This window comes from Burkholderia sp. PAMC 26561, assembly GCF_001557535.2.
Taxonomy (GTDB): domain Bacteria; phylum Pseudomonadota; class Gammaproteobacteria; order Burkholderiales; family Burkholderiaceae; genus Caballeronia.
This window is the reverse complement of sequence record NZ_CP014311.1, coordinates 126732-152369: the sequence shown is the minus strand read 5'-3', so window position 1 is coordinate 152369 and position 25638 is coordinate 126732. Positions and strand designations below refer to the sequence as shown.

The window sequence follows — 25638 nt, the reverse complement described above, 5'->3', positions numbered from 1 at the left end:
TTTAATCCTCAATGAGCCCTACGATCGTGAGAATTTCCTTCGCTACTGCGGTGATTTCATCTTTCGCCTGCTTGGCGGTGCGCTGCCCTCTTACGCTAAAGACAGTAGCGCCCATCCCGATAGACGTTTTATAAATCTCGCGAAGTGCGATGGTGTTCTTGAGAATCGGATAGGGATTGTCCTCGGCCATAGCCGCCCTTACTTCGGCATAGCCTGTGGTTTTTGTATTAACCCGGTTGAAAACAATCCCGCAACCTTTGGGGTTGCTGCCGATTGTTCTGCGAACCAGCTGAAGCATGCCGACGGTACTCCATGCGTCGAGTGCCGACGCGTCCATGGGAACTAATACAAAATTGGATGCACCCACAGCGACCTCAGTGTTTTTGTCATGCACCGACGGCGGACAGTCGACGATGACGAGGTCGTAATCGTTTGATATTCGTTTGATTTCACGGTCGAGATTTTTTCCAGCTGCCGCTAAGTTCACCACTGTAAATGGGTATGGAGCTTCGCCCGCTCCAGTCGCGCGAACAGACGAGCTCTGCGAGTCCGCATCAACGACAAGCACCCGCAATTCAGGGTCATCGTCACAATACGCACCGGCCAGATTTAGGCTAAGCGTGGTTTTGCCACTTCCACCTTTTTGGTTCGCGACGGCAATGACTATTCCCAAGGGGTTTTCTCCATTTAAGAAATCGCATAAATAGCAAACTAATAAGAATTCGGTAGTTATGTCTTCGCGTGAAAAATTTTGGTTTCTCCGAGACTACTTGCTATAAGAACGACTGTTGTTTTTGATTTTTATCAAATAACCGACCGGATGTCCAGAATTTTTACAACGCGAGCTTTGCGGCGTCCAGAAATATCTTGATGCCAAGTTTTTTGTCCCCGGACTTCAAAGAATCCATGGGTGGTAGAGGGACGATGTCGAAAAAGGCGCACGGCCCTACGAGGTGTGCGTGATTACCCAGGTTCGTCGCGAAAAAAACCGTCGAGTTTCCACGTGGAAATCGAACAGAGGAAGCATGCTGGCTGTCAGTTTGCTGGGTCGAGTTTCCACGTGGAAATCGGACAGAGGGAGCACGCTGGCCGTAAGTTTGCTGGAATAGGCTGACCTGTGGACGCCCAATGATGCCGGAACCGCGCCCTATTGATTGCGTCACTTCTTTGTCAGAACCGAGCAGATCGGACCAATTCTAAAATACTGCGATGACGACGTCATTCTTGTCATTATCGCCTGTGTCTGTGCTTGTTCAACGCAACTGGGTTGCATTCTATGCGCGTTTTGCGTCGCGTAGGTGTCGCCGTGGCTTACACGCTGGTCGTAGTTGAGCGCTCGGGCTTGGCGAAAGCGGGAAAAATCTTTATCTGACGACGAAGTGGTTTCCACGTGGAAACCGTAGAAAGATGGATACAAGGCATCGGCATTGCGAGCCGTTGATGACTCAAAAATCCGTTTTTTGTTAAAACAAGTCGAGGGTTTTCATGGCGGTCTTGGAAAGCTTTGCCACAGGCAATCAGGGGCTGTGCGGATCTTTGTTGATCACTTGCCGACGTTTCAGGCGCCAACCCGTGTGTGCCGCTGCCTCACCTTTCGAGTACCCGCAGGGTGTCTGAGGCTACGTGAAGATCTCGGAATTGGTGCCTAACTGTATAGGTCGCAGAAATAGCGATGGAACCAGGGCTGGATCCTGACGGATCCTTCGGTATTCAGATTATCTTGTCGCGAACTAAGGGGCTTGGACCCCATAAGTATCGAATGTTCGCTAATTTAAAATCTACCTTCGATTGTCTTTGGCTCAGTGCATTGCTCTCCTAATTTGTGTTCTAGACTAAGCCAAGCGTGTGAAGTTAAAGGGAGCGGTTCATTTTTCATCGAAAAATGTGAAAATTCGTCAGGTTAACGTTTTCAGGAGTGAATCATAGTCAGAGAAATTTCTCGCGCTTTGAAGGCTCATTCCATGTCCAGTGCGTGTGACACGAAGGTATGGCTCATCCGATGAGGGCTGACTACACTAGGTGAGAGAGATGAGGAGAGTATTCACGAAGGGCAACTGCTGTGGCCTTGGCGACGAACCGTCTCACGGCCGGAAGTAGACGGTGAGCCGCCCCAGCCTGGCGGGCTATGGCGGCCAGTGCGTAGTGAACATCGTCGTCGCGCCCGGCCGCTGACGCAGCACCCGGTCAGGGCAGACAAGCGGATCGCGAGCGAGGGTAATCGCTCGTTCGGTAGTCGCCTTTGCAATTCTCGCGTCCATTCCGTCGTCAAAGGACTGCAATTGAGAGTCTAATACGCTTCTTTTCGATGAGTTGACAACACGAAAGTTTGGATATCCTTGGGTAGCTGCGAGTTCCGCCATCGACCTTAAGACGTGGCAATCGAAAACTACAATCGAAATGGATAAAGAAACCTTAGTAAAAGATCACCTGGCCCTTGCCAATTTATATAGCAACGGGAAGGGCGTCTGGTGGAAAACAATCGAGGAAGCCTCTCACGTTCTGTCGTTGACCGAACCTCGAGTTTCGGCCCAGCAAATAAAACAAGCAAGGGCGGTGGCAGCATTTCCTGCGGAGGTCATTCGATTATTCGAGAAGAGTGGAACAAACACATATGTTCGCAGGAAAATTATTGAAGCAAAAGAATGTTTGGGGTGGCCGGAAGTAGTGAAGCGGGCATTGACGTTAAAACCAGCAGAAACGAGAGCTGAGCGACTCACTATCTTATCTACTCTCGCAGGTGGCAAACGATCGGAAAAGGTGTTTCGCGGCGAAACCCCCTTGGCGCTGCAAAAGACCTACCAGAAAGGTCTAGAAAACGGTCGTTGGAAAAATCTATCGCAAGCAAGCAAAGAGCTCGGTTTCACTAGCAATTCTTTATACAAAGCAATGGATATATGCAAGCTACGGAAACCAGTCACCGATCACTTTCCGCTGGATAAGATCTCAGTTTATCTTGGTACGGAGTTGCTTAAAGTGATGGATTTGTTGGGTTGTGCAGAGTTCGAAAGACGCGTTTCTCTTTTGGAAGAAAATAATCAAAACCTGTCTTTTAAAGCGAAACTAGCAAAGATTAGGGCGGACACCGTTTCGGTTGTTACTGAAATAAAAGTGCGCCGTGCGCGAGGCAAAGTAATTATCGAACTTCATTGCGACGATAAGAATGGAAAACTTACCTCCCGTCAAAGAGAATTAGTGTCGTTGATCGGTTCAACGATTAACGCCTTTAACTGTGTCCAATAGTAGATATACTGAATAACTCTCGACGTCAAGTGAACGAGCTAACAGGGCGAACAATGGGAAAAATCAGAAAACTCAAGGTTGTTGTTGAGGCAATGACAAATTCCGGGGATTTTGTGGAACTCTTCGACCAAGATTTCGTGGAAGAGCAGGCGAGGGCAATGATGGCAGCTGCAATGGCGGATGAACAGGCGCTCGATTTCGATGAGACCGAAGGCAATATCAGTGTGTCGTTGTTTAACGATAGGTTGGAAGAGGATGACCTTGATTCTTCGGAAACAGATTTCGTTCAGTTTCCCCACGACTTCGCTGTAGAGGCGCTGCATCTCCATTTTGGTTGGGATAGGTCGTTTTTATTTGAGGCTCTTTCAATACGCCGGATCAGGCGTCTGATAGAAGAGCATAACAATTTACGTGTGCCGGCAAATTCAAGGCACCACGAGTATTTTTACGACCTGATGTCCAGTTTGAACAGTGTTGATTCAATAGACAAGGGCTATTTCAATTAGCTATTTTAATGATGGTGCAGCCGTACGTTAGGTGCATACGCCAAAAAAGTACTCAGTCGCGGTTAAATAATTTTCCGGCTTCTTCCATCATTCTTTTTTTCTCCGCCTGTACATAGATGCTTGTGGTTTGCAGCGAGCGGTGGCCAAGAATCTTTTGGACAACATCAAGGGGGGCGTCGGCGGCTGCAGAAAGCGTTCCGAAGGTATGTCGAAATGCGTGAGAGGTTGTTTTGCTCAGTTTCAACCGTTCTTCTGGCCCAAAGACATCCGATTCTATAATCAAACTTAATAATGAGCGTTCGACAAGACGCCCTAAGGCACCCGGGTGATAGGGCGCTCGATTATCAGCGTGCTTGGATTGTGCGTCAGGAGCCTGGGGGATGATCATCGGCGAGATCAAAGGTCCTCGAGCGTCGGCACTGTCAAAATCTTCCATTCGATCTTTCCAATGCTCCGAAAAAGCGCTCACAGCGTTTGGACTTACAGGTACGGTTCGAAGTTTTGCGCGTTTCCCGATGACCGTCAGTTCCCACAACGGTTCCCGTGCTGTCCCGTAGATAGATAACCTAAGATTTTCGCGCCGAGCGTGCGCTGCTTCCTCACGTCTTAGACCGGACTCGGCCATGAGCAGTATTGCGGCCCTGGCAATGCGCCATTGGCTGGCCTGAGGCGCTTTCGCCCGCCGGTCAAACTCCATGGAAAGCCGTTCCCATAACCCGCGACTCAACGCACGCTCAATCTGGATATCGTCCTCCCGCGTAACGGTAACCGGATCGTTGACCGCTTTCCAGGGGTTGCCGGCGAGATAACGCACGTCGACAAGCCACGTGAATGCTGCGCGAATAGCGCGCGTGGCATAACGCTGCGACTCGGGGCTTAGGGCGCCAACGGAGAATGGGCGCCAACGTTCAGAGGATCTTGAAACTCTCGGTCCAACAAACGAAGGCGAGGGGAGTTTGAGGAAATCTTTATACGCTTCGCAGTCGTCGACCAGTAGTGAGCTCATCGGCTTGCCTCGGACCATAACGGACCACAGAACAAATCGTTCCAGTTCCTTTGTGTAAGCACGAAGGGTCTTTGGCTGATCTCGGTATTGGTTCAGATAGGCACGCACCGCGTCCAAGTCATGTTGCGCCTTGATGTAGCAAAACGCGCTAGAGCGGTTTTCACCCGTTTTCCCCGAGAGGCCGCTATTTAGACCCATGCGCTCAAGGGGGGCCAGCTTGCCCATCGCGCCGTCAATCAAAACCACGTTGGCTGACACCAGCGGTTTACTGGTATCCACATCATCGTCGACCCGACGTCCAAGCACGTCCTCGTGTCGCCGCAACCACGCGACAATGATGCGAGCACGGTGGGCACCAATGCGAGGGACCGAGCGCCACCAGGTCCCGCCGCGACGATTGCACAGGGCAATTAAGTCGCCGAGCGTCGATACCCGTTGGGATTTGAGACGCTTGGCAACCATGGGCCGGAACCACATCCCGATCCCGTGGTTGATGTGCGGTGAAGCTGCTGACAATTGCGCAGCTTCTGTGACCATCTTTAGCGTGACGGCTGTTAGTTTGGCGCTACCGTGCTTTTTGACCGATGTTTTCAGATGGTCGGCGAGTACCGTCGAGCCGTTCTCGATAGCCAGATGGACCAGCTTATTTAACAAAGTCCGCAGGTATCGCTCCATTGCTCCGGGCGTGGCAGCATGGGCGTCTTCGTCGGTGTCGTAATAGGTGCGCGCAATTACCTTAGGAGAAATCCGCTGAACGAAGGCTCGCAACGCAGCCAGATCTTTCGCGGTAAAGCTACGGCCGATTTCGAGATCTTCTGCCATTAGCTGCGCTCCTGCGGCGTTGAATAAGGGTCCAAGGTCCGTCGCGCGCGTGCCAAAACGACCTGAGGGTGTCGCGCAAATACGGATTCAAAGCCATCGAGCAATTCGTTGTAAAAAACGAGCCCGCGGACCGGATGAAAAATCCGATCGTTGTAGAGCGCGTGCAGTCGGGCTGAATGATCCATCAACAGCATGGTTTCTGCTGTTGCGATTAGCCCATCAACCGCGTAGCGCTTCAGCAATTGACTACTTGGCCGCGTGAAAAGTTGCTCGCCGAACAACTGCAAGGTCAGTTGCAGAATCTCTCGTGCGGGAGGCGTGAGCTCCGGCGACGCCATAAGCAGTGCAAGACTGGGTGTGGTTGGACCTTCGACGTTGAACGAATCTACCCCAACCACATCGAGCCTGAGTCGGGATATGGGTCTTGGGTATCCAAGCATCACCAGTCGGGCGCGGTGATAAAGACCATCAATCGAAGCCTCCTCGGTGTTGTCAGGTGATTCCAAAACCTACTCCTGCAAAGGGTCCGGTGCGAAACAGCGCTATTTTGCCATCGAAACGCAGGTGTGATAATATCGATTATCACACCTAGGCCGACCGAAGCGGAGCGCTTTCGAGTTCAAGACGACGATCGGGAACCGCGCCGGAGTGGCAGGGCGGCGTCGCCACGCTGATGTCGGTCGGCGTCACGATTGCCCGTGTTTGCAGGTGCGCGGTCCGACGCGATAAGGTGCGGGCTTCACTCACTGAACATCGCTATTAGCGATCGGTAGGAAGAAGGCCGGGCGGCAAGCCACCCAGCACGATTGTTCCGGTGCCGGTCCGCCATGTTCGAGGCCGTCAAGGCGTTTAAGAATGCAGTGAACGCGCCGTGATGAAGCCGGGACCATGTAGATGTTGACTAGGACCATTGGCGACGGAATTGAAGGGGTAGATAGTTTATGGCTATCTACCCCTTCAGTTGACACACACGCGCGTTCGATGCCGTCCAGGCCCGCCTCGCGAAGCGGGGACGGCGCGTAGCAGTTGGGCGCTCGCTGCGCCGTTGCAGAGAGAAGCTTGGCGACGTTCAGGTGAATGCGTATGGTTCGCGGAGCGCCTGCCCGGTCATCAGCTACGGCTGTCTGCTAAATGTTGCTTCGTTCTTACCCAATCAGGTAGGTGGCCGGCTAACCGTGGCCGACGGTTGCGCTTGAATGCCGGTGTGCGGTAGGGTGCCGATTTCAGCGGAGAAGCGAATTCATGAATAAGCAAGAATTGATTGACGCCGTAGTAGCAACCACAGGTGAGAGCAAGGCCGCAACGGGCGAGACCATCGACGCCATCCTGGATGCCGTGATGCGTTCGGTGACGGGAGGCGACGCAGTACAGTTGATCGGTTTCGGATCTTTCTCGATGGGGGCACGCGCTGCCCGCGTGGGCCGCAATCCGGCCACCGGCGCAGAAATCCAGATTCCCGCCGCGAAGACCGTCAAATTTACGGCTGGCAAGGCGTTTAAAGATGCCGTGAACGCCTAGTAAGCCGCGGCGCGGGCGATCCTAGTTTGCCGTACCCGGGTGGGAAGCGCCTGCTCAGCAATCTGTTTCCCGGTCCACCGGACGGCATTCGGACGCCCCGGCTTGCCTTTCTCCTGGTCTCTGAGGTTGTTGAAAGGTTCCCGCGGTCCTCGAAGACATACTTGGCGGCTGTCCCGGATATGCGCAGAACACGCCCGGACAACTGCCAAGCAATTCAGCTACTCGCGATTACTTCAGTTATCAGATGTGGCGATTTTTATGCCGGGTCGAAAACGACATGCTTTCGCCGGCAAAAACCGCAGGCGGTGGCGACGGGGCAGGGGAGGTGTGGCGGAAGCGGGCGGCGGCTGCGCGCGCTTTCTATGAAACAGAGGCGTTGCGCGAAGGCTGGTCGGTGCGCCAGCTGGGCTGTTGAGGAGAAAGCGTCAGTAATGATGAAACCAACTTCAATCTGACGTGTTTTCCGCTTCGGCCCGACGGCTGGTTAGGATATATTCGAACGGATATAATTTGAAATTGGGATTCACATCCGGGATCAATACTCAGCAGCCGGACGTGGGTTGATGGCGGAAGCGGTCGAAAGTAGTGCTCAACTGGTACGGGTTGAGCGGGAGATGACAATGTCTCGCAAGGCAATTTCTGGAGGCACGGACAGCGTGTTGGCTGATCTGGAGCTTGAGGATGCGGAGGAACTTTCCGCAAAAGCGGTCCTCGCGGTCAAGCTCAACGAGTTGATCGAGAAGCGTGGTCTGAGCCAGACAGAAGCCGCGAGTATCACCGGTATGACGCAACCGAAGGTGTCGCAGGTGCGCCGATTCAAGCTCCAGAACATCTCACTCGAACGCCTGATGCAGGCGCTCGTGTCGCTCGATCAGCACGTGCAGATTGTCGTTCGCCCTGCGCGCCGGGCTCATGGCGCAGGCATCACCGTAGCTGCGCGATGAGGTTTGCTTACGAAGACCTGAGCGACGGGCAGTTCGAGAACCTGATCGTGTTCTTGTGTCAGCGCCTGCTTGGCATTTCCGTGCAGGGGTTCGCCAAGGGACCCGATGGCGGACGGGACGCCAAGTTTGTCGGAACGGCCGAACTTCATCCCAGCAAGGCGGCACCGTGGGTCGGCACGACTATCATCCAGGCCAAGCACACCAACGGCTACAACCGCAATTTCTCTGAATCTGATTTCTTCAGCACGACGGCGGCGAACACGGTGTTGGGGAAGGAGATCCCGCGTATCAAGAAGCTGCGCGAAAGCAAGCAACTTGACCACTACATGCTGTTTGCCAATCGACGTCTGGCTGGCAATGCCGAGAGCGAGATACGCGCGTATATTGCTGCCCAATGCGACATCCCCGAATCGTCAATCCACCTATGTGGCCTGGAGCATCTGGAGGTCCTGTTGAAGACCTTTCCGGACGTTCCGGAGAAGGTGAACCTCGATCCGGTGGATTCGCCATTGATCGTGAGTCCCGATGACCTTGCCGAAGTTGTCCAGGCGCTCGCGCGGCAGCGGAGTGGGGTATCGGATGTCCTTGACGACCCGCCGACCATGCGTGTGACGTACGAGCAGAAGAACGCGCTCAACAACATGACTGGTGAGTATGCCAAAGCTCAGCGCCGACGTTACCTCAAGGAAACTGCACAGATCCGTGCATTTCTGGCCGCGCCCGAAAACCTCGAACTGCTGCGAATGTATGAGTCGGTAGTCGACGAGTTTCAGCTCAAGATTATCGCAAAGCGCAAGGACTACCAGACCTTCGACGCGGTGATGGAGTACCTGGTGGACTTGCTGTTCAACCGTGATCCTATACTGCGCCAGCACGCGCACAAGCGACTTACACGTGCGGTGCTGTTCTACATGTATTGGAACTGTGACATCGGGGAGGTGGGTGATGCTGCGGCCGAGTAAGCACTCTCACCCAGACCGCACGGTCATCAACGTGTCACTCCTGTTGCTGGCGCGCCTCAAGGCGCGCCGCGTGGACGAGTACGACACCTTGCGCAAGTATGCGAAGAAGGCCGTGATTGGGGGCGACGTGCTGTTTCAACCAGCGCTGAACTTTCTCTTTCTAATGGGACTGATCGACTATCGCCCCAAGACCGACGCCGTAGAATACGTGGGGCCAAATGAAGCTGTCTAGACTCTATTCGAACAAGCCCGACCGGTTCGAGCCCGTAGACTTCGAGTCGGGCTTGAACGTCGTCATGGCGGAAATTCGCTTGCCTGAGAATCGCAACAAGGACACGCACAACCTAGGCAAGACTACGTTGGGGCGGTTGCTTGATTTCGCTTTCCTCGCAGGACGCGACTCGAAGTTTTTCCTCTTCAAGCATTTCGACTTGTTCAAGGACTTCGTCTTTTTTCTTGAGGTCGAACTGCAGGACGCGTCGTACGTGACCATACGTCGCGGTGTCGAAGAGGCAACCAAAATCAGCTTCAAAAAGCATCGTGGTGCACATCAGGATTTCTCTACGCTCCCGCTGCAGGAATGGGACCATCAGGACGTTCCGTTCGAGCGCGCGCGCGATCTTCTGGATGGCTTACTTGATTGGCGCGTGCTTAAGCCCTGGTCGTACCGAAAGGGCTTGGGCTATCTGCTACGTTCGCAGGACGATTTTCGGGACGTGTTCCATTTACGGAAATTCGCTGCCGCGCACGCTGATTGGAAGCCGTTCCTCGCTCACATACTAGGTTTCAACGCAAGCCTGGTGGCCAAACACTACGAGAAGGAAGAGGAACTGACGAAGAAGCAGTCCACGGCACAGACCATCAAGAATGAGTTAGGCGGGTCCATCGAAGACATTAGCAAGATAGAAGGTATCCTGCTACTCAAACAGAAAGAAGCCGAGAAGAAACAGAAGCTTCTCGATGCGTTCGATTTTCGCGCGCAGGACAAGGATCGGACCAAGCAATTGGTCGATGTCATCGACGAACGCATCTCGGCGCTCAATGGCGAACGTTATTCGCTAAATCAGAATAGGAAGAAAATTGTTGCCTCGCTGGAGGAAGAGCAGATCCAGTTCAATCCAGACGAGGCTGAGCGGCTATTCGAGGAAGCCGGCGTGCTGTTCAGGGGGCAGGTCAAGAAGGACTTCGAGCAGTTGATTGCATTCAACAAGGCGATCACAGACGAGCGCCGCGTGTACCTCCAAGAAGAGCTCAGCGAGGTGGAGGCCGACTTGAAGCGTGTCAACGCAGAACTCGGCGTGCTCGGCAAGAAGCGTTCGGATACGTTGTCTTTCCTGAGCGGCACGGACGTTTTCAGCAAGTACAAGCAGGTTTCCGACGAAATGGTGACACTCAGGGCGGACATCACGTCGCTGGAGCGGCAACGCGGTTTCTTGCATAGGCTGCAGGAGTTGCGCACGGAAATCCGCACGTTGATGGACGAGCGAGGGCACCTACAGACACAGATTGAGGCCGACGTTGAGAAACAGAACTCGGACCAAACCAGCCTTTTCTCTGCTATCCGGCTATTTTTCAGTGAGATTGTCGAAGAGGTAATTGACCGCAAGGCATTGCTCAGTGTGTCGCCGAACCAGGCTGGTCATCTAGAATTCAAAGCGGAGATACTTGATGAGTCTGGCAATGCCACGAGTGCCGACTTGGGACACACCTATCGCAAGTTGCTGTGTATCGCCTTCGACATGTCGTTGCTTCGCGCTTATCTCGACGACAAGTTTCCGCGCTTTGCCTATCACGATGGCGTTTTCGAGTCGTTGGATGATCGCAAGAAGGAGAACCTGCTGGCGGTCATTCGTCGGTACGCCGAACTTGGACTCCAGCCTGTCATCACTTTAATCGATTCGGACCTACCCACTCGGGCGGAAACGGAGGGCTCGGTGTTCGATGAGAGCGAAATCGTGCTGCGGCTGCATGATGAGAGTGAGCAGGGTCGTTTGTTCAAGATGGCGACCTGGTAAGCGCGATAAAGAACTGAACGCCGCGAGCAATTGAGAATAATGAAGATCGCGATGGTGGACATTTTGCGGGACGAGGTGTTTTCAAGGCTTGCACAGAATCTGAGAATAATAAGGAAATTCCTGCGATGATGAAACTCGACCAACTCCAGCCCAACGCCGCCATACGCGGCATCGTCCCCAATGCGCTGGTGACGGTCGTCAACGTCCAGTGGTTCGGCTCGGAGGCACTGGAGATTACCTACAAAACGGCATCCGGTAAGGTTGCTAACGAGTTGCTTTACCGTCACGATGAGTCGCGCTTGGAATTGGTCGAACTTGGTAGGCCGTGGAGCTTTGACGGTGACGGCGCGCTCTTCCGCTTGGTGTCCGAGGCCCAGCGCATCCGGCTTGCGCATTTGTTTGACCCGGTGCTGGCGGTGCACACTTCGGTTGTCGATCCGCTCCCACATCAGATCACAGCTGTGTACGAGTCCATGCTCCCCGCCAGCCGTTACGCTTCCTATTGGCGGACGACCCGGGTGCTGGCAAAACCATCATGGCCGGACTGCTTATCAAGGAGCTGATCGCCCGTGGCGATCTGCAACGCTGCCTGATCGTCTGTCCTGGCAGCCTCGCGGAACAATGGCAGGACGAACTCTATCGGCGTTTTCACCTGCCCTTCGAGATTCTGACCAACGACAAGCTGGAAGCGGCACGCACCGGCAACTGGTTCTTGGAGACCAACCTGGTGATCGCCCGCATGGACAAACTGTCGCGTAACGAAGATGTGCAACAGAAGCTCCAGGCGCCCGATTGCCGCTGGGACCTGGTGGTCTGCGACGAAGCGCACAAGATGTCTGCCACGGTGTTCGGCGGTGAAGCCAAATACACCAAGCGCTATCGGCTGGGGCAATTACTCTCGACCCTAACCCGGCACTTCCTGTTGATGTCGGCGACACCGCATAACGGCAAGGAAGAAGACTTCCAGCTTTTCATGGCGCTGCTGGACGGTGATCGGTTCGAGGGGCGTTTCCGAGACGGTGTGCATACTGCGGACGTGTCCGACCTCATGCGCCGCATGGTCAAGGAAAGTCTGCTCAAGTTCGATGGCACGCCGCTATTCCCCCGCGGATTGCCTACACCGTGCCTTACATGCTGTCGGATGCGGAAACCCACCTTTACAAAATCGTCACTGATTACGTGCGCGAGGAATTCAATCGCGCTGAAGCACTGGAAAATGACAAGCGGGCTGGCACCGTCGGCTTCGCGTTGACTATCCTGCAACGGCGGCTCGCCTCTTCGCCGGAGGCTATCTATCAATCGCTGCGTCGTCGGCGCGAACGTCTGGAGAGCAGGCTACGGGAATTGGAAGTCCTTCATCGTGGAGGGCAGGCGATGCCCATCCTGGCCGCATCACTGCCAGCCTTCGATAGTGAAGACGTTGAGGACCTGGAAGAAGCGCCCGACATTGAGGTCGAAGCCGCCGAGGAGGAAATCCTCGATCAGGCTACCGCGGCTCGCTCCATTGCCGAGTTGCGTATCGAAATCGAAACTCTGAAAGGGCTGGAAGGCCATGCCATGGCCGTCCGCCGCAGCGGCACCGATACCAAGTGGCGTGAACTGGCCAGTCTGCTTGGAGAAATTTTCACCACGGGACCTATTGGTCAGCATGTCACCGAATCTGGCGCGGGCGCGATTCCCTCGCCCAAGCCATCCCCCCACCAAAAGATCGTCGTCTTCACTGAGCACCGCGACACGCTTAACTATCTGGAGCAGCGTATCGCTACGCTGCTTGGTCGCAAGGAGGCAATTGTCGTTATCCACGGTGGCATCGGTCGCGAGGAGCGCCTGAAGGTACAGGAATCCTTCAGGCACGACCCGGAAGTTCAAGTGCTGTTGGCCACCGACGCAGCAGGTGAGGGCATCAACCTCCAGCGGGCGCACCTGATGGTCAACTACGACCTGCCGTGGAACCCTAACCGGCTCGAACAACGTTTCGGCCGCATCCACCGCATTGGCCAGACCGAAGTGTGCCACCTGTGGAATCTGGTGGCAGACGGCACACGTGAAGGCGACGTCTATCGCAAGCTGCTGGAAAAACTTGAACAGGCGCGTCAGACGTTGGGTGGCCAGGTGTTTGACGTTCTCGGCAAGCTCCAGTTCGAGGGCAGATCGTTGCGCGATCTGCTGATCGAGGCCATCCGCTATGGTGAAAAGCCCGAGGTCAAGGCTTACCTCACCACCGTGCTTGATGCCGCTCTCGATCGCAGCCATCTTCAGGGGCTTCTCGATGAGGGTGCACTGGTTCGCGATGCCATGGACGTGAGCCAGGTACAGCGTATCCGCGAAGACATGGAGCGCGCCGACGCACGGCGTCTGCAACCGCACTACATCGAATCGTTCTTTCACGAAGCCTTCAGGCAACTCGGTGGCACCGCGAAACAGCGCGAAGCCAGACGCTACGAAATCACGCACGTTCCCGCTCCAGTGCGCAACCGGGATCGCCTTATCGGCATTGGCGAACCTGTGCTGCCGCGCTACGAACGTATCGCCTTTGAAAAATCTCTCGTGGCACCGCAGGGCCAGCCGCTCGCAGCTTTTGTTTGCCCGGGTCACCCGCTGCTCGATGCCGTCATCGACCTTACCCTGGAGCGCAACAGAGATCTCTTGAAACGCGGCACCGTGCTAGTCGACGAGGGGGACCCTGGCACCTCGCCGCGTGTAGTTCTCTACCTGGAGCACGCCATTCAGGATGCCGGCCTTACCCGTTCGGGCGAACGTCGTGTCGTATCCAAGCGCATGCTCTACGTCGAGCGGGATGCACAAGGCGTCACGCGCCACGTCCACTACGCGCCCTATCTCGACTACCGCCCCTTGGCAGGGAGTGAACCAGGTATCGAGGCCATCCTCGACCGGACAGAATGCCAGTGGATTAATCGCGATCTGGAGCAAAAGGCGCGGGCTTATGCCATCGCCAACGTGGTACCGGAACATCTGGCGGAAGTACGTGGCCACAAGCTCGGACACATCGCCAAGACTGAGGCAGCGGTAAAAGAACGACTCACCAAGGAAATCACTTACTGGGACCATCGCGCTGAAGAACTCAAGCTGCAGGAGCAGGCTGGAAAACAAAATGCCAAACTCAACTCCGGCGAAGCCCGCAAGCGTGCCGATCTTCTGCAAGGGAGGCTGCAAAAGCGGCTCGAAGAGCTGAAACTCGAAGCGCAGATCTCGCCACTGCCGCCCGTGGTGCTGGGAGGGTTGCTAGTGGTCCCGATAGGGCTGATCCAGGCTATGACCGGGGCGGCGGAAAACACTCTTGGTGTGCCTCTGGCACCAGTGGATACGCAAATCAGCGCCGCCCGTGCCCGCGCGATCGTCATGGAGATCGAGTGTAGCCTCGGCTTCGAGCCCACCGACCGCGAACTTGAAAAACTCGGCTACGACATTGAAAGTCGTGTTCCCGGTACTGGCAAGCTACGCTTCATCGAAGTGAAAGGCCGCATCGCGAGTGCGCAGACCATCACTGTGACGCGCAATGAGATCCTTTATTCGCTCAACAAGCCTGACGACTTCATCCTCGCCATTGTCGAATTTACAGGCGAAGACACTCACCGTCCCCACTATCTGCGCCAGCCTTTTCAGCGCGAACCGGATTTTGGGGTGACGAGTGTGAATTACGACTTCGCCGACCTCCTTGCGCGGGCGAGCGTGCCTTCATGACTGGCTCCCCGCCTTTCTTCGAGCCGATTCGCCAGCGCGCATCCCAGCGATGGGATCAGTTGGAGTGCGACCCCGAGTTGGCAGGGCCGTGGCATCAGCTCTTCAAGCAGGTGCAGAGCCCTCGGCACATCCTGTCAGAACTATTGCAGAATGCGGACGACGCCGGGGCAACTGAAACCTCCGTACGCATTGAAGATCGATGCTTTGTCTTCACGCACAACGGAGAGGACTTTAAGGAAGAACATTTCGCGTCTCTCTGCCGCTTCGGATATTCGAACAAGCGCGCTCTGCATACGATCGGCTTTCGCGGCATAGGCTTTAAGAGCACGTTCAGCCTAGGTGACACAGTCGAGCTCTACACACCGACGTTGTCTGTTGCCTTCGATCGCCGCAGGTTCACTGAGCCGAAGTGGCTTGCTTCGGCACGTACCGACGAAGGCGGCACGAAAATTAAGGTTGCCATTAGCGATGAGCACCGACAGCGTGAAGTCGAGAAGAATTTGCAGGATTGGCTGAAAAGCCCAGTATCGCTCCTTTTTTTTAAGCATATTCGCCGGCTGCGCATCGGCGATCAGGAGGTGCATTGGGGCAGTCTTGGCCCTGGTCCCGTGCCTGGAACCGAGTGGATGACACTTCACCAGGATCCTGAACAAGCGTTCCTCGTCGCGCGATCCGAGGCCGAGCCGTTTCCACCGGATGCACTAACCGAGATTAGGCAAGAGCGCTTGCTCGGCGCCGATCAAGACGCCGATTTTCCTGCCTGCAAGGTCGAGCTCGTCCTCGGCACAAAGGGGCGCCTGTACGTGGTCCTGCCAACTGGCGTCGAGACGTCTCTGCCGTTTGCCTGCAACGCACCGTTCATCCAGGACCCTGCTCGCCTTAAGATCAAGGATCCCGAAACATCGCCCACAAATCGGTGGCTGCTTGAGCGTGTTGGAACGCTGGCAGCTGCGGTAATGGTGCAATGGCTGGGTCAGTCCTCCTCGAATCTCGGCGAACGGTCCCGCGCCTATGGCCTTCTCCCCGATGTGGATCGCGACGACAGCTCCCTCGAAGGTACATGCGGCACGATCGTCGAGGAGGCGCTTTGGCATGAAATCCAAGACGAACCATTCCTCTTGACGCATGATGGCGAGCTCCGGCTCAATCGCCAGAGCGTGGTTATTCCGGAGCAACTGTTGGATGTTTGGCCCCCGGAGCGGGCCACCATGGTCATGGATAGCGCCAATCGCGCAGCGCTTTCATGCCATGTTTCTATTTGCGATCGCGAGAAACTGGTTCGCTGGGGTGCAATCGAAGTGATTGGCATAGATCGGGTTCTTGAAGTCTTGCAGGCCGAGCGTCTGCCAAGGCCAAAAAGCTGGCGGAACTTGCTGAACCTTTGGACGTATATCGCACCAGAGATCGCCGGATATCGTCCTTACATGAATGTAGATAGGAATGCGCTCCATATCATTCCAGTGCAGGGTAGGGACGTGCTCTATGCAGCGAATGAGGTTATACGTTTGGGGGAAAAGAGGCTTCTTCAGTCCGAAGCAGACTGGGAATTCCTCGCCGCGCATCTGCTGGTCGTTAATCAGAATTGGCCGCGTTTCCTTGCAGAGCAACGCCGAAGCGCTGCAGAGCACGATGCTGAACAAAAGAAGGAAGACATCGAGGCCGCATTCGCGGTCCTGAAAGCCATCGGGCTCGAGGAAACGAGCGAAGCAAACAGGGTCGTTGAACAGGTCGCGGTGGACTTCTTCAACCAGGAGTCAATCGCCTTAGCAGGTTGTGTTCAACTTGCACAAATCGCAGCCAAGCTTGGTGCAACGGCCGGCGAAACCCTCCGCTTCGTTACGCGTGATTGTCACGTGCGTTCACCTCGCCACGTCGTTCTCGTCGACCATGATGGTACGTTGGAGGACATGTTCCCGGAAAATTGGCGTTCCGCGCACCTGTTGCACGACGACTACTCGAAATCCCTTGGCTCGTGCACTTCGGAGGAATGGCTCCGATGGATCTCGTCGGGACGTTCTGGGCTGCAGACGTTCGTCCCCTTCATCCAGACGGTATCCACGATATGGGGACACCAGAATATCCGTGCTGAACTTCAGAACCGTGGGTTCGTGGGGACGGCCTACCGTCCTTATGTGACCAGCCACTACAGGGTCGAGGATTGGAACTTCGAGGAAGCTCACTGGCGGTACTGGGCCGCTCTCGCAAACGATGACCTGAGACTGTGGGAGCACCTGGTAGATCGTATCTTTGCTCAGCCCGAGACGTTCTGGTCGAAAGCCAAGGGTGCGCGGATAGTCCAGGTAGCCACAACCGGGAAGGCAGTGTCCATTACCAGTGAACCGTTATGGCCAGCTTGGATATTGAAGCTGCGTGATCTGCCCTGCCTACCAGACACGCACGGGTTTCGCCACAAACCGGCTGACCTCTTGCGGCGCACGCCGGAAACCGAGTCGCTCATGGACGTTGAGCCATTCGTTCACGGACGACTTGACGAAGAAACTACTCGCCCGTTACTGAAACTGCTCGGAGTGCGTGACACACCCACGGGTCCGGATCGGTTGCTGGATTGTTTGCGGGCGCTTGCGAAAGCCGGTAGGCCGCCGATCCATGAGGTCGAGAAGTGGTATCGGCGTCTCGATCAGATGATCGAAACGTGTTCGACGGCTGACTTTGCGGGAATCAGGAACGCCTTTCGTGATGAGCGGATCATCTTGACGGAAAGTGTCGGGTGGGTAAGCTCTGGAGGAGTGTTTCTGTTATCTGACGACGAGGACGTTCCCGGTGCCGCACTAATTCGTGCCTCGGTAAGCGACCTCACGCTTTGGCGGAAGATCGGGATCGCGGAACGGCCGACAGCGGACTTGGCCATTCAATGGCTGAAGACACTGCCCGCGGGCAAAGCGCTGACCCAGGATGACGTCTCTCGTGTTCGAGCCCTCCTCACAAGGCATGCTGTGCGCATCTGGAGCGAGTGCGGACATTGGATTAACCTCGTGAACGAGTGGGTACCGATCAATGCGCTCAATTACGCGATTTCCATGCAATCCTTGGTGCCATGGAGCCACCTGCATGAGTGGGTAAAACAGCAAACCGCGGATTTTCAGCGGTTACCTGCGGAGCTTACGAATGCACTACCGTTCGTAGCTATCCCACACCTTGTTAGTCGTATCGAAGATCGCTTCCACCGCAGTCCGTTGTGCTCGGGCCAGCCTGAACGCAAGGCGTGGCTGAACGTATTGGGGGCGGAGCTCTGCAGGATCGAACTGGACAACGAGTCCGACACTACCCGTGTACGCGCTCTCGCGGCTGAACTAGCCAAGTCAGCGTGGCAGACCGCGCCCGGCCTCGAAATCATTCCCTATATCGACGGGACGCCTGCCGGAACACCTAAACGCACCGAGGTCGTGTGGCTCGACGGAACGCTCTACGTAGATCGGCTGCCGAACGCGAAGCTAGCGCGCATGGTGCCGGACAGACTCGGGAAGATCTTTGGTAGGCCTGACATCACCGCGGCGCTCAACTACTGCTTTGCGAGAACCCCGGAGGAAGTAGCAGAGTATCTCGAAGAGAACTTCAAGCTGGCGCCGTGTGAAGCATTCGCGTTGTCCGACGTTGAAGGCGCCCGATCAGCACACATACCTGCCACAGCGGATATCGACACGACATCGTGGCTTTTGTCCGCGGGCGCGCCAATCAATCACGCAGCGGGCAGGGCGAGTGACGACGATGAGGTCTTTGCGGTTTTGCCGGCGAACGACGTCCCGTTCTCCTGGGAGATCGAAGGGGACTCCATTGGTCTCGAGAGCGAGGATTTCCAACGACAGAAAGAGCATACCCATCCGACAATCAAGCCGAGCATGATTGATCGCTTCGCTCACGGCCAAGGCTTCCGAAAGGATGGAGCGGATCATTTCGTTCACGCTGACGGCAGTTGGATCACGAAGTCAAACGGCGACCGTTTCGCCTGGGAGCGCGGGACTGCCGGCGGTGAAGTCATTCGCCGCTACTGGATAAAGGATCATTGCTTGGAGCGCGAGCCGCTCCAGCTCGACTCGGATGTGTGGGCATTGATCGACAGTTTTCCGGAGACCTATGCGCTCGTGCTTTCAAATCCCCAAGGCGGCCCGGTCGAGGTACTAGGCGTTCGTATTCGCGCCATGCGCGATCGCGGCGAGCTTACTCTTTATCCAGCAACCTATCGATTGGTTTTTGACCATGGCCGAGAACAGCAGGAATAGTCCGGAGACTAAGCTTATCGGTGTCACACTGTGACCAAGGCTGATCGTCATGATCCGGGAGCGCATGAAAGTGCCATATTGACCGCGACCATGGTCGCAGAGTCTGCAGGAGACACTTGTACTCCCCGGCCGCCCAGTCAATTTAGATCAGTTTGGCGCCAAAATATTGGAGGGGTGCGAAGGCACTCCGTGACCAAACTCTATCAACTTAGCTCCATCGACAGCCTGAACGACGCGCTTGCCGAGTATCAACAAGCCCAGATCGGCCATGTCAAGGCGCACAAGTTCCGCTTACTATGATCCCGAAAAAGAAACTCATTGAAGTCGCACTGCCGCTGGAGGCGATTAACCAGGCCAGCGCGCGCGAGAAGTCCATTCGCCACGGGCACCCGAGTACGCTCCATCTGTGGTGGGCGCGGCGGCCTCTGGCGGCTGCGCGGGCGGTGATCTTTGCGCAGATGGTCGACGACCCCTCGGCGCATCCGGACATCTTCAAAACTGAAAAAGCGCAAGAGAAGGAGCGGCAGCGGTTGTTCCGCATCATCGAGGAACTGGTGAAGTGGGAGAACACCTCGAACGAGAAGGTGTTGCAGCAGGCGCGTGACGAAATCTGGCAGAGCTGGCGTTACACCTGCGCCGAGAACGCCGATCATCCGCGCGCGAAAGAACTATTCGACCGCCACGTGCTGCCCGCATTTCATGACCCTTTCGCCGGCGGCGGAGCGCTACCGCTGGAAGCGCAGCGGCTAGGGCTGGAGAGCTATGCGTCCGATCTCAACCCGGTGCCGGTGCTGATCAACAAGGCGATGATCGAGATTCCACCGAAGTTTGCCGGCAAGCCGCCGGTGAATCCCGATGCGCAGCAACAAAAAGCGCAAATGGACCAAAGTTGGAAGGGCGCGCAGGGGCTGGCCGCCGACGTGCGGTACTACGGCCAATGGATGCGCAACGAAGCCGAGAAGCGCATCGGTCATCTCTACCCCAAAGTTGAGGTCACGGCGGCAATGGCGCAGGAACGGCCGGACCTGAAGAATTATGTAGGCCAGAAGCTTACCGTCATCGCCTGGCTGTGGTCGCGCACCGTGAAAAGCCCCAACCCGGCCTTTGCCAGCGTGGAGGTGCCGCTGGCCTCCACCTTCATGCTCGCGACCAAGCCGGGCAAGGAAGCCTATGTCGAACCTGTGATCGAGGACGGTGGTTACCGCTTCACGGTGAAGGTGGGCAAGCCGAAGGATGCGGAAGCGGCGAAGAACGGCACCAAGCTGGCGCGGGGGGCGAACTTCAAGTGCTTGATGTCGGGCACGCCAATGGACAGCGCCTATGTCAAGGACGAGGGTAGGGCTGGACGCTTGGGCGCGCGGCTCATGGCCATCGTCACTGAGGGGGAGCGCGGGCGGGTCTACTTGTCGCCTACTTCATTGATCGAGACTGCAGCCCAGATGGTAGAACCGACTTGGATGCCTGAAGGATCGTTTGTCGAAGACGCCCGGGCGTTCACTCCATGCATTTACGGGATAAAAGAGTGGCGACATCTCTTTACCCAGCGCCAGCTCGTGGCGCTGACGACCTTCTCGGATCTTGTGCAGGAAATGCGCAATGCGGTCAAATCGGCTGCATTGGTGGCGGCAGGGCGCCCTGATGACGGGAGAAGGTTAGTCGAAGACGACGCAGAGGCCACGGCTTACGCTGATGCGCTGGCCATATTTCTCTCGTTTGTGCTGAGCAGATCAGTGGACCGAGGCTCGACGATTTGCACTTGGGACAACAGCCCCAAGATGGAGGCGCTTCGGAATACCTTTGCCCGGCAGGCTCTTCCGATGACGTGGGATTTTGCGGAAGGGAATCCGTTCTCCGAGTCGAGCGGCAATTGGATGAACAATGTCGAATGGGTTGCGAAGGCCGTCGATTATTTTCCGGCGCGCGCGGGCGGCGGAGCGGCGCAGCAGGATGCGTCCACTCAAACGACCAGCGAGGGAAAGGTTGTTTCTACCGACCCACCCTACTACGACAATGTTCCCTACGCGGACTTGTCGGATTTCTTCTACGTCTGGTTGCGCCGTTCGCTGAGGCCGTTTTTTCCCGATCTCTTCGCCACGGTGGCTGTGCCCAAGGCCGAAGAACTGGTCGCCACAGCCTATCGACACGGCGGCAAAGCCGGCGCCGAAGCATTCTTCCTCGACGGCATGACGCATGCAATGCACCGTCTCGCTGAGCAGGCGCATCCAGCTTTCCCGGTCACTATCTACTACGCCTTCAAACAAGCCGAAACCAATGACGATGACGGCACGACGAATACCGGCTGGGACACCTTCCTCGCCGCTGTGATCGAGGCGGGATTTTCCATCAGCGGAACCTGGCCGATGCGGACTGAATTGGCCAACCGCATGCGAGGGGCAGAGTCCAACGCCCTCGCTTCCAGCATCATCCTCGTTTGCCGCCAGCGCGCTGCGAACGCGCCAACAGCCACTCGCCGCGAGTTCGTCGCGGCACTCAAGGCCGACTTGCCGCAGGCGCTGGCCCACCTGCAAGCCGGCAACATCGCCCCGGTCGACCTCGCCCAAGCGGCCATCGGCCCAGGCATGGGGGTCTATACCCGTTACGCCAAGGTACTTGATGCCGAAGGCAAGCCGCTCTCGGTGCGCGCCGCGCTGGCGCTCATTAACCAGACCCTCGACGAAGCACTGGCCGAGCAGGAAGGCGACTTTGACGCCGACACCCGTTGGGCACTCACATGGTTCGAGCAGACCGGCTTTGCTGAAGGTGATTACGGTGTAGCCGAACAGCTCTCCAAGTCGAAGAACACTGCTGTGGCCGGCTTGGTCGACGGGGGCATTCTTATTTCCAAGGCTGGCAAGGTGCGCTTGCTGAAACCCGCTGAAATGCCCACCAACTGGAACCCAGAGACCGATAGACGGCTCACTGTCTGGGAGATAGTGCACCACCTGATTCGCATGCTCGAGGCCGGTGGCGAACGTGCAGCGGCAGCGGCGGTGACCAAACTCGGCGTGAAGGCCGAAACCGCGCGCGAACTCTGCTACCGCCTTTACACCCTGTGTGAGCGCAAAAGGCGTGCAACCGAAGCCATGGCGTACAACGGCCTGGTGCAGAGTTGGCCGGAGATCACCCGGCTGGCCAGCGAAACGCCTCGTGCTGCTGCGCCAGGTACCGAAGATTTGTTTGATCAGGAATAAGCACCATGGCCATTACCAATCACGAACGTGTCGGCAAGGCACTGGAGCTTCTAAAGGCCGGTCTGGGGCCGTTTGTCGAGCGCGAATTCAAAGCAAAGTACGGGAACAACTGGGCGTTCGAAGTGAAGGACGTATTGTCGGACACCCGCCTCGGCGTCGGCAAAAATGAATCGCTCAATGACGTCGCTGTTTTGCTGGTGATCATGGACCGCAAATGGGGTGATGTATTTCGCCAGATTCTCGGCAAGACAGAGCGCAGTTTAGTGAACGAGATTCAGGCTGTACGCAACAGTTGGGCGCATCAGGAACCCTTCTCCAGCGATGATGCCTACCGGGCTCTCGATTCGGCTGGGCGCCTGCTTTCTTCCATTTCGGCAACTGAGGCGGACGACGTCGAGAAGATGAAGATGGAACTGCTGCGGGTGCGCTTTGACGAGCAGGCGCGCAGCGACAAGCGCAAGTCGGCTGGCATCGCCATCGAAAGCGGCGTGACGGGCAGCCTCAAACCCTGGCGTGAAGTGGTGATGCCGCACGAAGATGTAGCTAGCGGCCGGTACCAGCAGGCCGAATTCGCTGCCGACCTCTGGCAGGTGCATCTGGGCGAAGGCACGCCCGAATATCGAGATCCGGTGGAATTCTTCCGCCGCACGTACCTAACTGAGAGCCTGAAGGAGATGCTGACAGGTGCCGTTCGGCGTCTCACGGCGGGCGGTGGCGACCCGGTGGTGCAGTTGCAGACGAACTTTGGCGGCGGCAAGACACACTCGATGCTGGCGCTCTATCACTTGTTTTCTGGGATTGCACCGACCGAACTTGCCGGCATCGATGCGGTGATGGCAGCGGCTGGAGTCAGCAAGATTCCTTCGGCCCGCCGTGTGGTGCTGGTGGGCAACAAAATTTCTCCGGGTAATCCGTCCACCAAGCCGGACGGTACGGTGGTGCGCACGCTATGGGGCGAACTGGCTTGGCAACTGGGCGGAAAGAAAGCGTTCTCTCGTATCAAAGCTGATGATGAAAACGCCACCAGTCCCGGAGACGTACTGCGCGAACTGTTCAACGAGTATGGCCCTTGCCTGATTTTGGTCGACGAGTGGGTGGCTTACGCACGACAGCTGCACGACCAAAGTGACTTGCCAGCCGGCGGCTTTGAGACGCAATTTACCTTTGCACAGGTGCTGACCGAATCGGCCAAGCTGGCCAAGAACTGTCTGCTGGTGATCAGCCTGCCAGCCTCAGACACGTCCGGCTCTCCGCACACCCAACCTGATGACGTGGAAGTGGGCGGAACGCGCGGACGTGAGGCATTGGACAGGTTGCGTAATGTGGTGGGCCGTGTCGAGTCTTCATGGCGACCGGCGACCGCGGAGGAGGGTTTCGAGATCGTGCGCCGACGGCTGTTTCAGCCACTGTCAGACCCGGCACAGTTCAGGGACCGTGACGTGGTGGCGCGGGCTTTTGCTGAGTTCTATGGCACCCAACAGGCCGAGTTTCCGCCGGAATGCAGGGAATCAGAATACGAGCAGCGTATCAAGATGGCGTATCCGATTCATCCAGAGATCTTTGACCGGCTCTATACCGATTGGTCCACCCTAGTGAAGTTCCAGCGCACGCGCGGCGTGCTGCGCCTCATGGCAGCGGTGATTCACAGCCTTTGGGAAAAGGGCGACCGTAACCCGCTCATCCTGCCGGGCAACGTGGCGATAGATGACCCACGCGTGCAGTCCGAATTGACACGCTACCTGTCGGACAACTGGGTGCCAGTGATCGAGAAAGATGTTGATGGCCCCAGCTCTTTGCCGCTGCGGCTGGACAGCGAGTTGCCCAATCTGGGCAAGCTCTCGGCATGTCGCCGGGTGGCACGCGCCATTTATATGGGATCGGCACCGACCACGGCTGCTGCGCACAAGGGCATCGAAGATCGAAGGGTGAAGCTTGGCTGTGTGATGCCAGGAGAATCACCCGCCGTGTTTGGCGATGCCTTGCGGCGCATGGCCGGTGCGGCGACCTATCTGTATCAGGATGGACCACACTACTGGTACTCAACCCAGCCAACGGTAACAAAACTTGCGGAAGACCGAGCCGAGCAATTCAAACGAGACCCGGACAAAGTGGCGCATGAGTTGGAGCAGCGCCTGCGCAGGGACCTGGCGCGGACTGGCGACTTCAACCGCATCCACCCCATGCCGCAAACGGGGGCCGATGTGCCTGACGATCTCGATGCGCGTCTGGTAGTTTTCGGCGTGGGACACCCGTATAGCAAGGAGGGCGGCAGCGCCGCCGAGATTGCCGCCAAGGCGATTCTGGAAACGCGCGGGAACACTCCTCGCCTCTTCCGCAATACCTTAGTCTTTCTGGCTGCAGATAAGACCCGTTTGCAAGACCTGGACGAGGCGGCACGCAAGTACCTGGCATGGGCGTCGATCCTGGCCGAGAAGGAGCAGCTCAACCTGTCTCCATATCAGGTGACCCAGGCCGAGACCCAGAAGACCGCCGCCGACAGCGCTGTAACCGCAAGGTTTCCCGAGACGTACCAGTGGCTACTGGTTCCAGTGCAGAGCACACCGCAGGCCGCAATCACCTGGGAAGCGCTGCGGCTATCGGGACAGGATGCGCTGGCCGTACGCGCAAGCAAAAAGCTACGCACCGATGAGCTATTTCTGACCAGCTTCGCTCCAACGCGTTTGCGCATGGAGCTGGATCGCATTCCTCTCTGGCGTGGCAACCATGTGTCGGTGAAACAACTGGTGGAGGACTTTGCGCGCTATCTCTATTTGCCTCGGCTCAGCAATTCCATGGTGCTGCTGGACGCGATCCGAGACGGAGTGAGTCTGTTGACCTGGACGCAGGAAGGTTTTGGCTTTGCCGACAGTTTCGACGAGGGCGCCAGTCGTTATAAAGGCTTGCGCGGTGGACAAATGGTGACGCTTGCCGACGCTCATGCACCGGCGCTGGTGGTGAAACCGGATGTCGCGATCAAACAGCTTGATGCCGAGCGCACGGTTCCCCCGCCGTTTGCCGAACCGGGACAGCCACCGGGCGATGACCGAGGACCAGCACCCACTCCTCCACGTGAGCCCCCGCCGGCGCCAGCGAAAGCTAAGCGCTTCCACGCTACGGCAGTCCTCGATACGACCCGTGTTGGCCGTGACGCCAGCCGAATTGCGGAGGAAGTTATCTCGCACCTCGCCGGCCTAGTCGGGGCGACGGTGACGGTGACCATCGACGTCGCAGCCGAGATACCGGAGGGGGCTCCGAATCAGGTAGTCCGTACGGTGACCGAGAACATCCGGACGCTGAAGTTCACGCCGGGGAGCGGGTTCGAGGATGAATAGCGGAGCGTCGTCGGAGAATCCACATACATACCGTTCTTTGCTAGGCACCGGACGGTCGTTCAACGTGCCCCTTAACGTGTAGACGGGGTCGCAGGCGGTCGGTCAAGACCGTCGACGACCGAGCAGGCTAAGCGCGATCAAGGTAACAATCACACGAACGAA

General features: G+C 56.7%; 13 protein-coding genes and 1 pseudogene. 11 read left to right on the top strand and 3 right to left on the bottom strand.

Annotated features, from left to right (window positions below):
* Position 1 precedes the first annotated feature (1 nt).
* Positions 2–673: a ParA family protein gene (locus AXG89_RS34205; RefSeq protein WP_062175053.1), complete on the bottom strand. Its 672-nt coding sequence runs from the start codon at positions 671–673 to the stop codon at positions 2–4.
* Between the two features lie 1724 nt (positions 674–2397).
* Between AXG89_RS34205 and AXG89_RS34200 the strand changes: the two genes are divergently transcribed.
* Both AXG89_RS34200 and AXG89_RS34195 read left to right on the top strand, forming a co-directional pair.
* Positions 2398–3240, top strand: a complete 843-nt coding sequence (locus AXG89_RS34200) for a hypothetical protein (protein ID WP_062175052.1) — start codon at positions 2398–2400, stop codon at positions 3238–3240.
* Positions 3241–3269: 29 nt separating this feature from the next.
* The gene (locus AXG89_RS34195) at positions 3270–3746 is read left to right on the top strand and encodes a hypothetical protein (protein ID WP_162916216.1); all 477 of its coding nucleotides are present in this window, start codon (positions 3270–3272) and stop codon (positions 3744–3746) included.
* 52 nt (positions 3747–3798) lie between these two features.
* Here AXG89_RS34195 and AXG89_RS34190 read toward each other — a convergent pair whose 3' ends face one another.
* On the bottom strand, positions 3799–5574 hold the full coding sequence (locus tag AXG89_RS34190; RefSeq protein WP_062175050.1) for a site-specific integrase: 1776 nt from the start codon (positions 5572–5574) through the stop codon (positions 3799–3801).
* Entirely contained in the window at positions 5574–6080 is a 507-nt protein-coding gene (locus tag AXG89_RS34185; RefSeq protein WP_162916215.1) for a hypothetical protein, read from the bottom strand. The genes AXG89_RS34190 and AXG89_RS34185 overlap by 1 nt, the downstream gene beginning before the upstream one ends.
* Before the next feature lie 736 nt (positions 6081–6816).
* Here AXG89_RS34185 and AXG89_RS34180 point away from each other — a divergent pair.
* The 9 genes and pseudogenes from AXG89_RS34180 to AXG89_RS34140 all read left to right on the top strand — a co-directional run bounded on the left by AXG89_RS34180 (position 6817) and on the right by AXG89_RS34140 (position 25476).
* Entirely contained in the window at positions 6817–7092 is a 276-nt protein-coding gene (locus tag AXG89_RS34180; RefSeq protein WP_062175048.1) for an HU family DNA-binding protein, read from the top strand.
* A 620-nt stretch (positions 7093–7712) separates the two neighbouring features.
* On the top strand, positions 7713–8036 hold the full coding sequence (locus tag AXG89_RS34175; protein WP_062175047.1) for a helix-turn-helix domain-containing protein: 324 nt from the start codon (positions 7713–7715) through the stop codon (positions 8034–8036).
* A complete protein-coding gene (locus AXG89_RS34170) occupies positions 8033–8998 on the top strand; it encodes an ABC-three component system protein (RefSeq protein ID WP_062175046.1) in 966 nt (321 codons plus the stop codon). Before AXG89_RS34175 ends, AXG89_RS34170 begins: the two co-directional genes overlap by 4 nt.
* Complete coding sequence (locus tag AXG89_RS34165; protein ID WP_035924712.1) at positions 8982–9230, top strand: ABC-three component system middle component 8; 249 nt, start codon at positions 8982–8984, stop codon at positions 9228–9230. Before AXG89_RS34170 ends, AXG89_RS34165 begins: the two co-directional genes overlap by 17 nt.
* The gene (locus AXG89_RS34160; protein ID WP_062175045.1) at positions 9217–11013 is read left to right on the top strand and encodes a DUF2326 domain-containing protein; all 1797 of its coding nucleotides are present in this window, start codon (positions 9217–9219) and stop codon (positions 11011–11013) included. Before AXG89_RS34165 ends, AXG89_RS34160 begins: the two co-directional genes overlap by 14 nt.
* Positions 11014–11138: 125 nt before the next feature.
* Positions 11139–14715, top strand: a pseudogene (locus AXG89_RS34155) (helicase-related protein).
* Positions 14712–18953, top strand: a complete 4242-nt coding sequence (locus AXG89_RS34150) for a sacsin N-terminal ATP-binding-like domain-containing protein (protein ID WP_062175044.1) — start codon at positions 14712–14714, stop codon at positions 18951–18953. Before AXG89_RS34155 ends, AXG89_RS34150 begins: the two are co-directional and overlap by 4 nt.
* A 296-nt stretch (positions 18954–19249) precedes the next feature.
* The gene (locus tag AXG89_RS34145) at positions 19250–22144 is read left to right on the top strand and encodes a DUF1156 domain-containing protein (RefSeq protein WP_062175043.1); all 2895 of its coding nucleotides are present in this window, start codon (positions 19250–19252) and stop codon (positions 22142–22144) included.
* A 5-nt stretch (positions 22145–22149) separates the two neighbouring features.
* Positions 22150–25476: a Swt1 family HEPN domain-containing protein gene (locus tag AXG89_RS34140; RefSeq protein WP_062175042.1), complete on the top strand. Its 3327-nt coding sequence runs from the start codon at positions 22150–22152 to the stop codon at positions 25474–25476.
* The last annotated feature ends 162 nt before the right edge of the window (positions 25477–25638 follow it).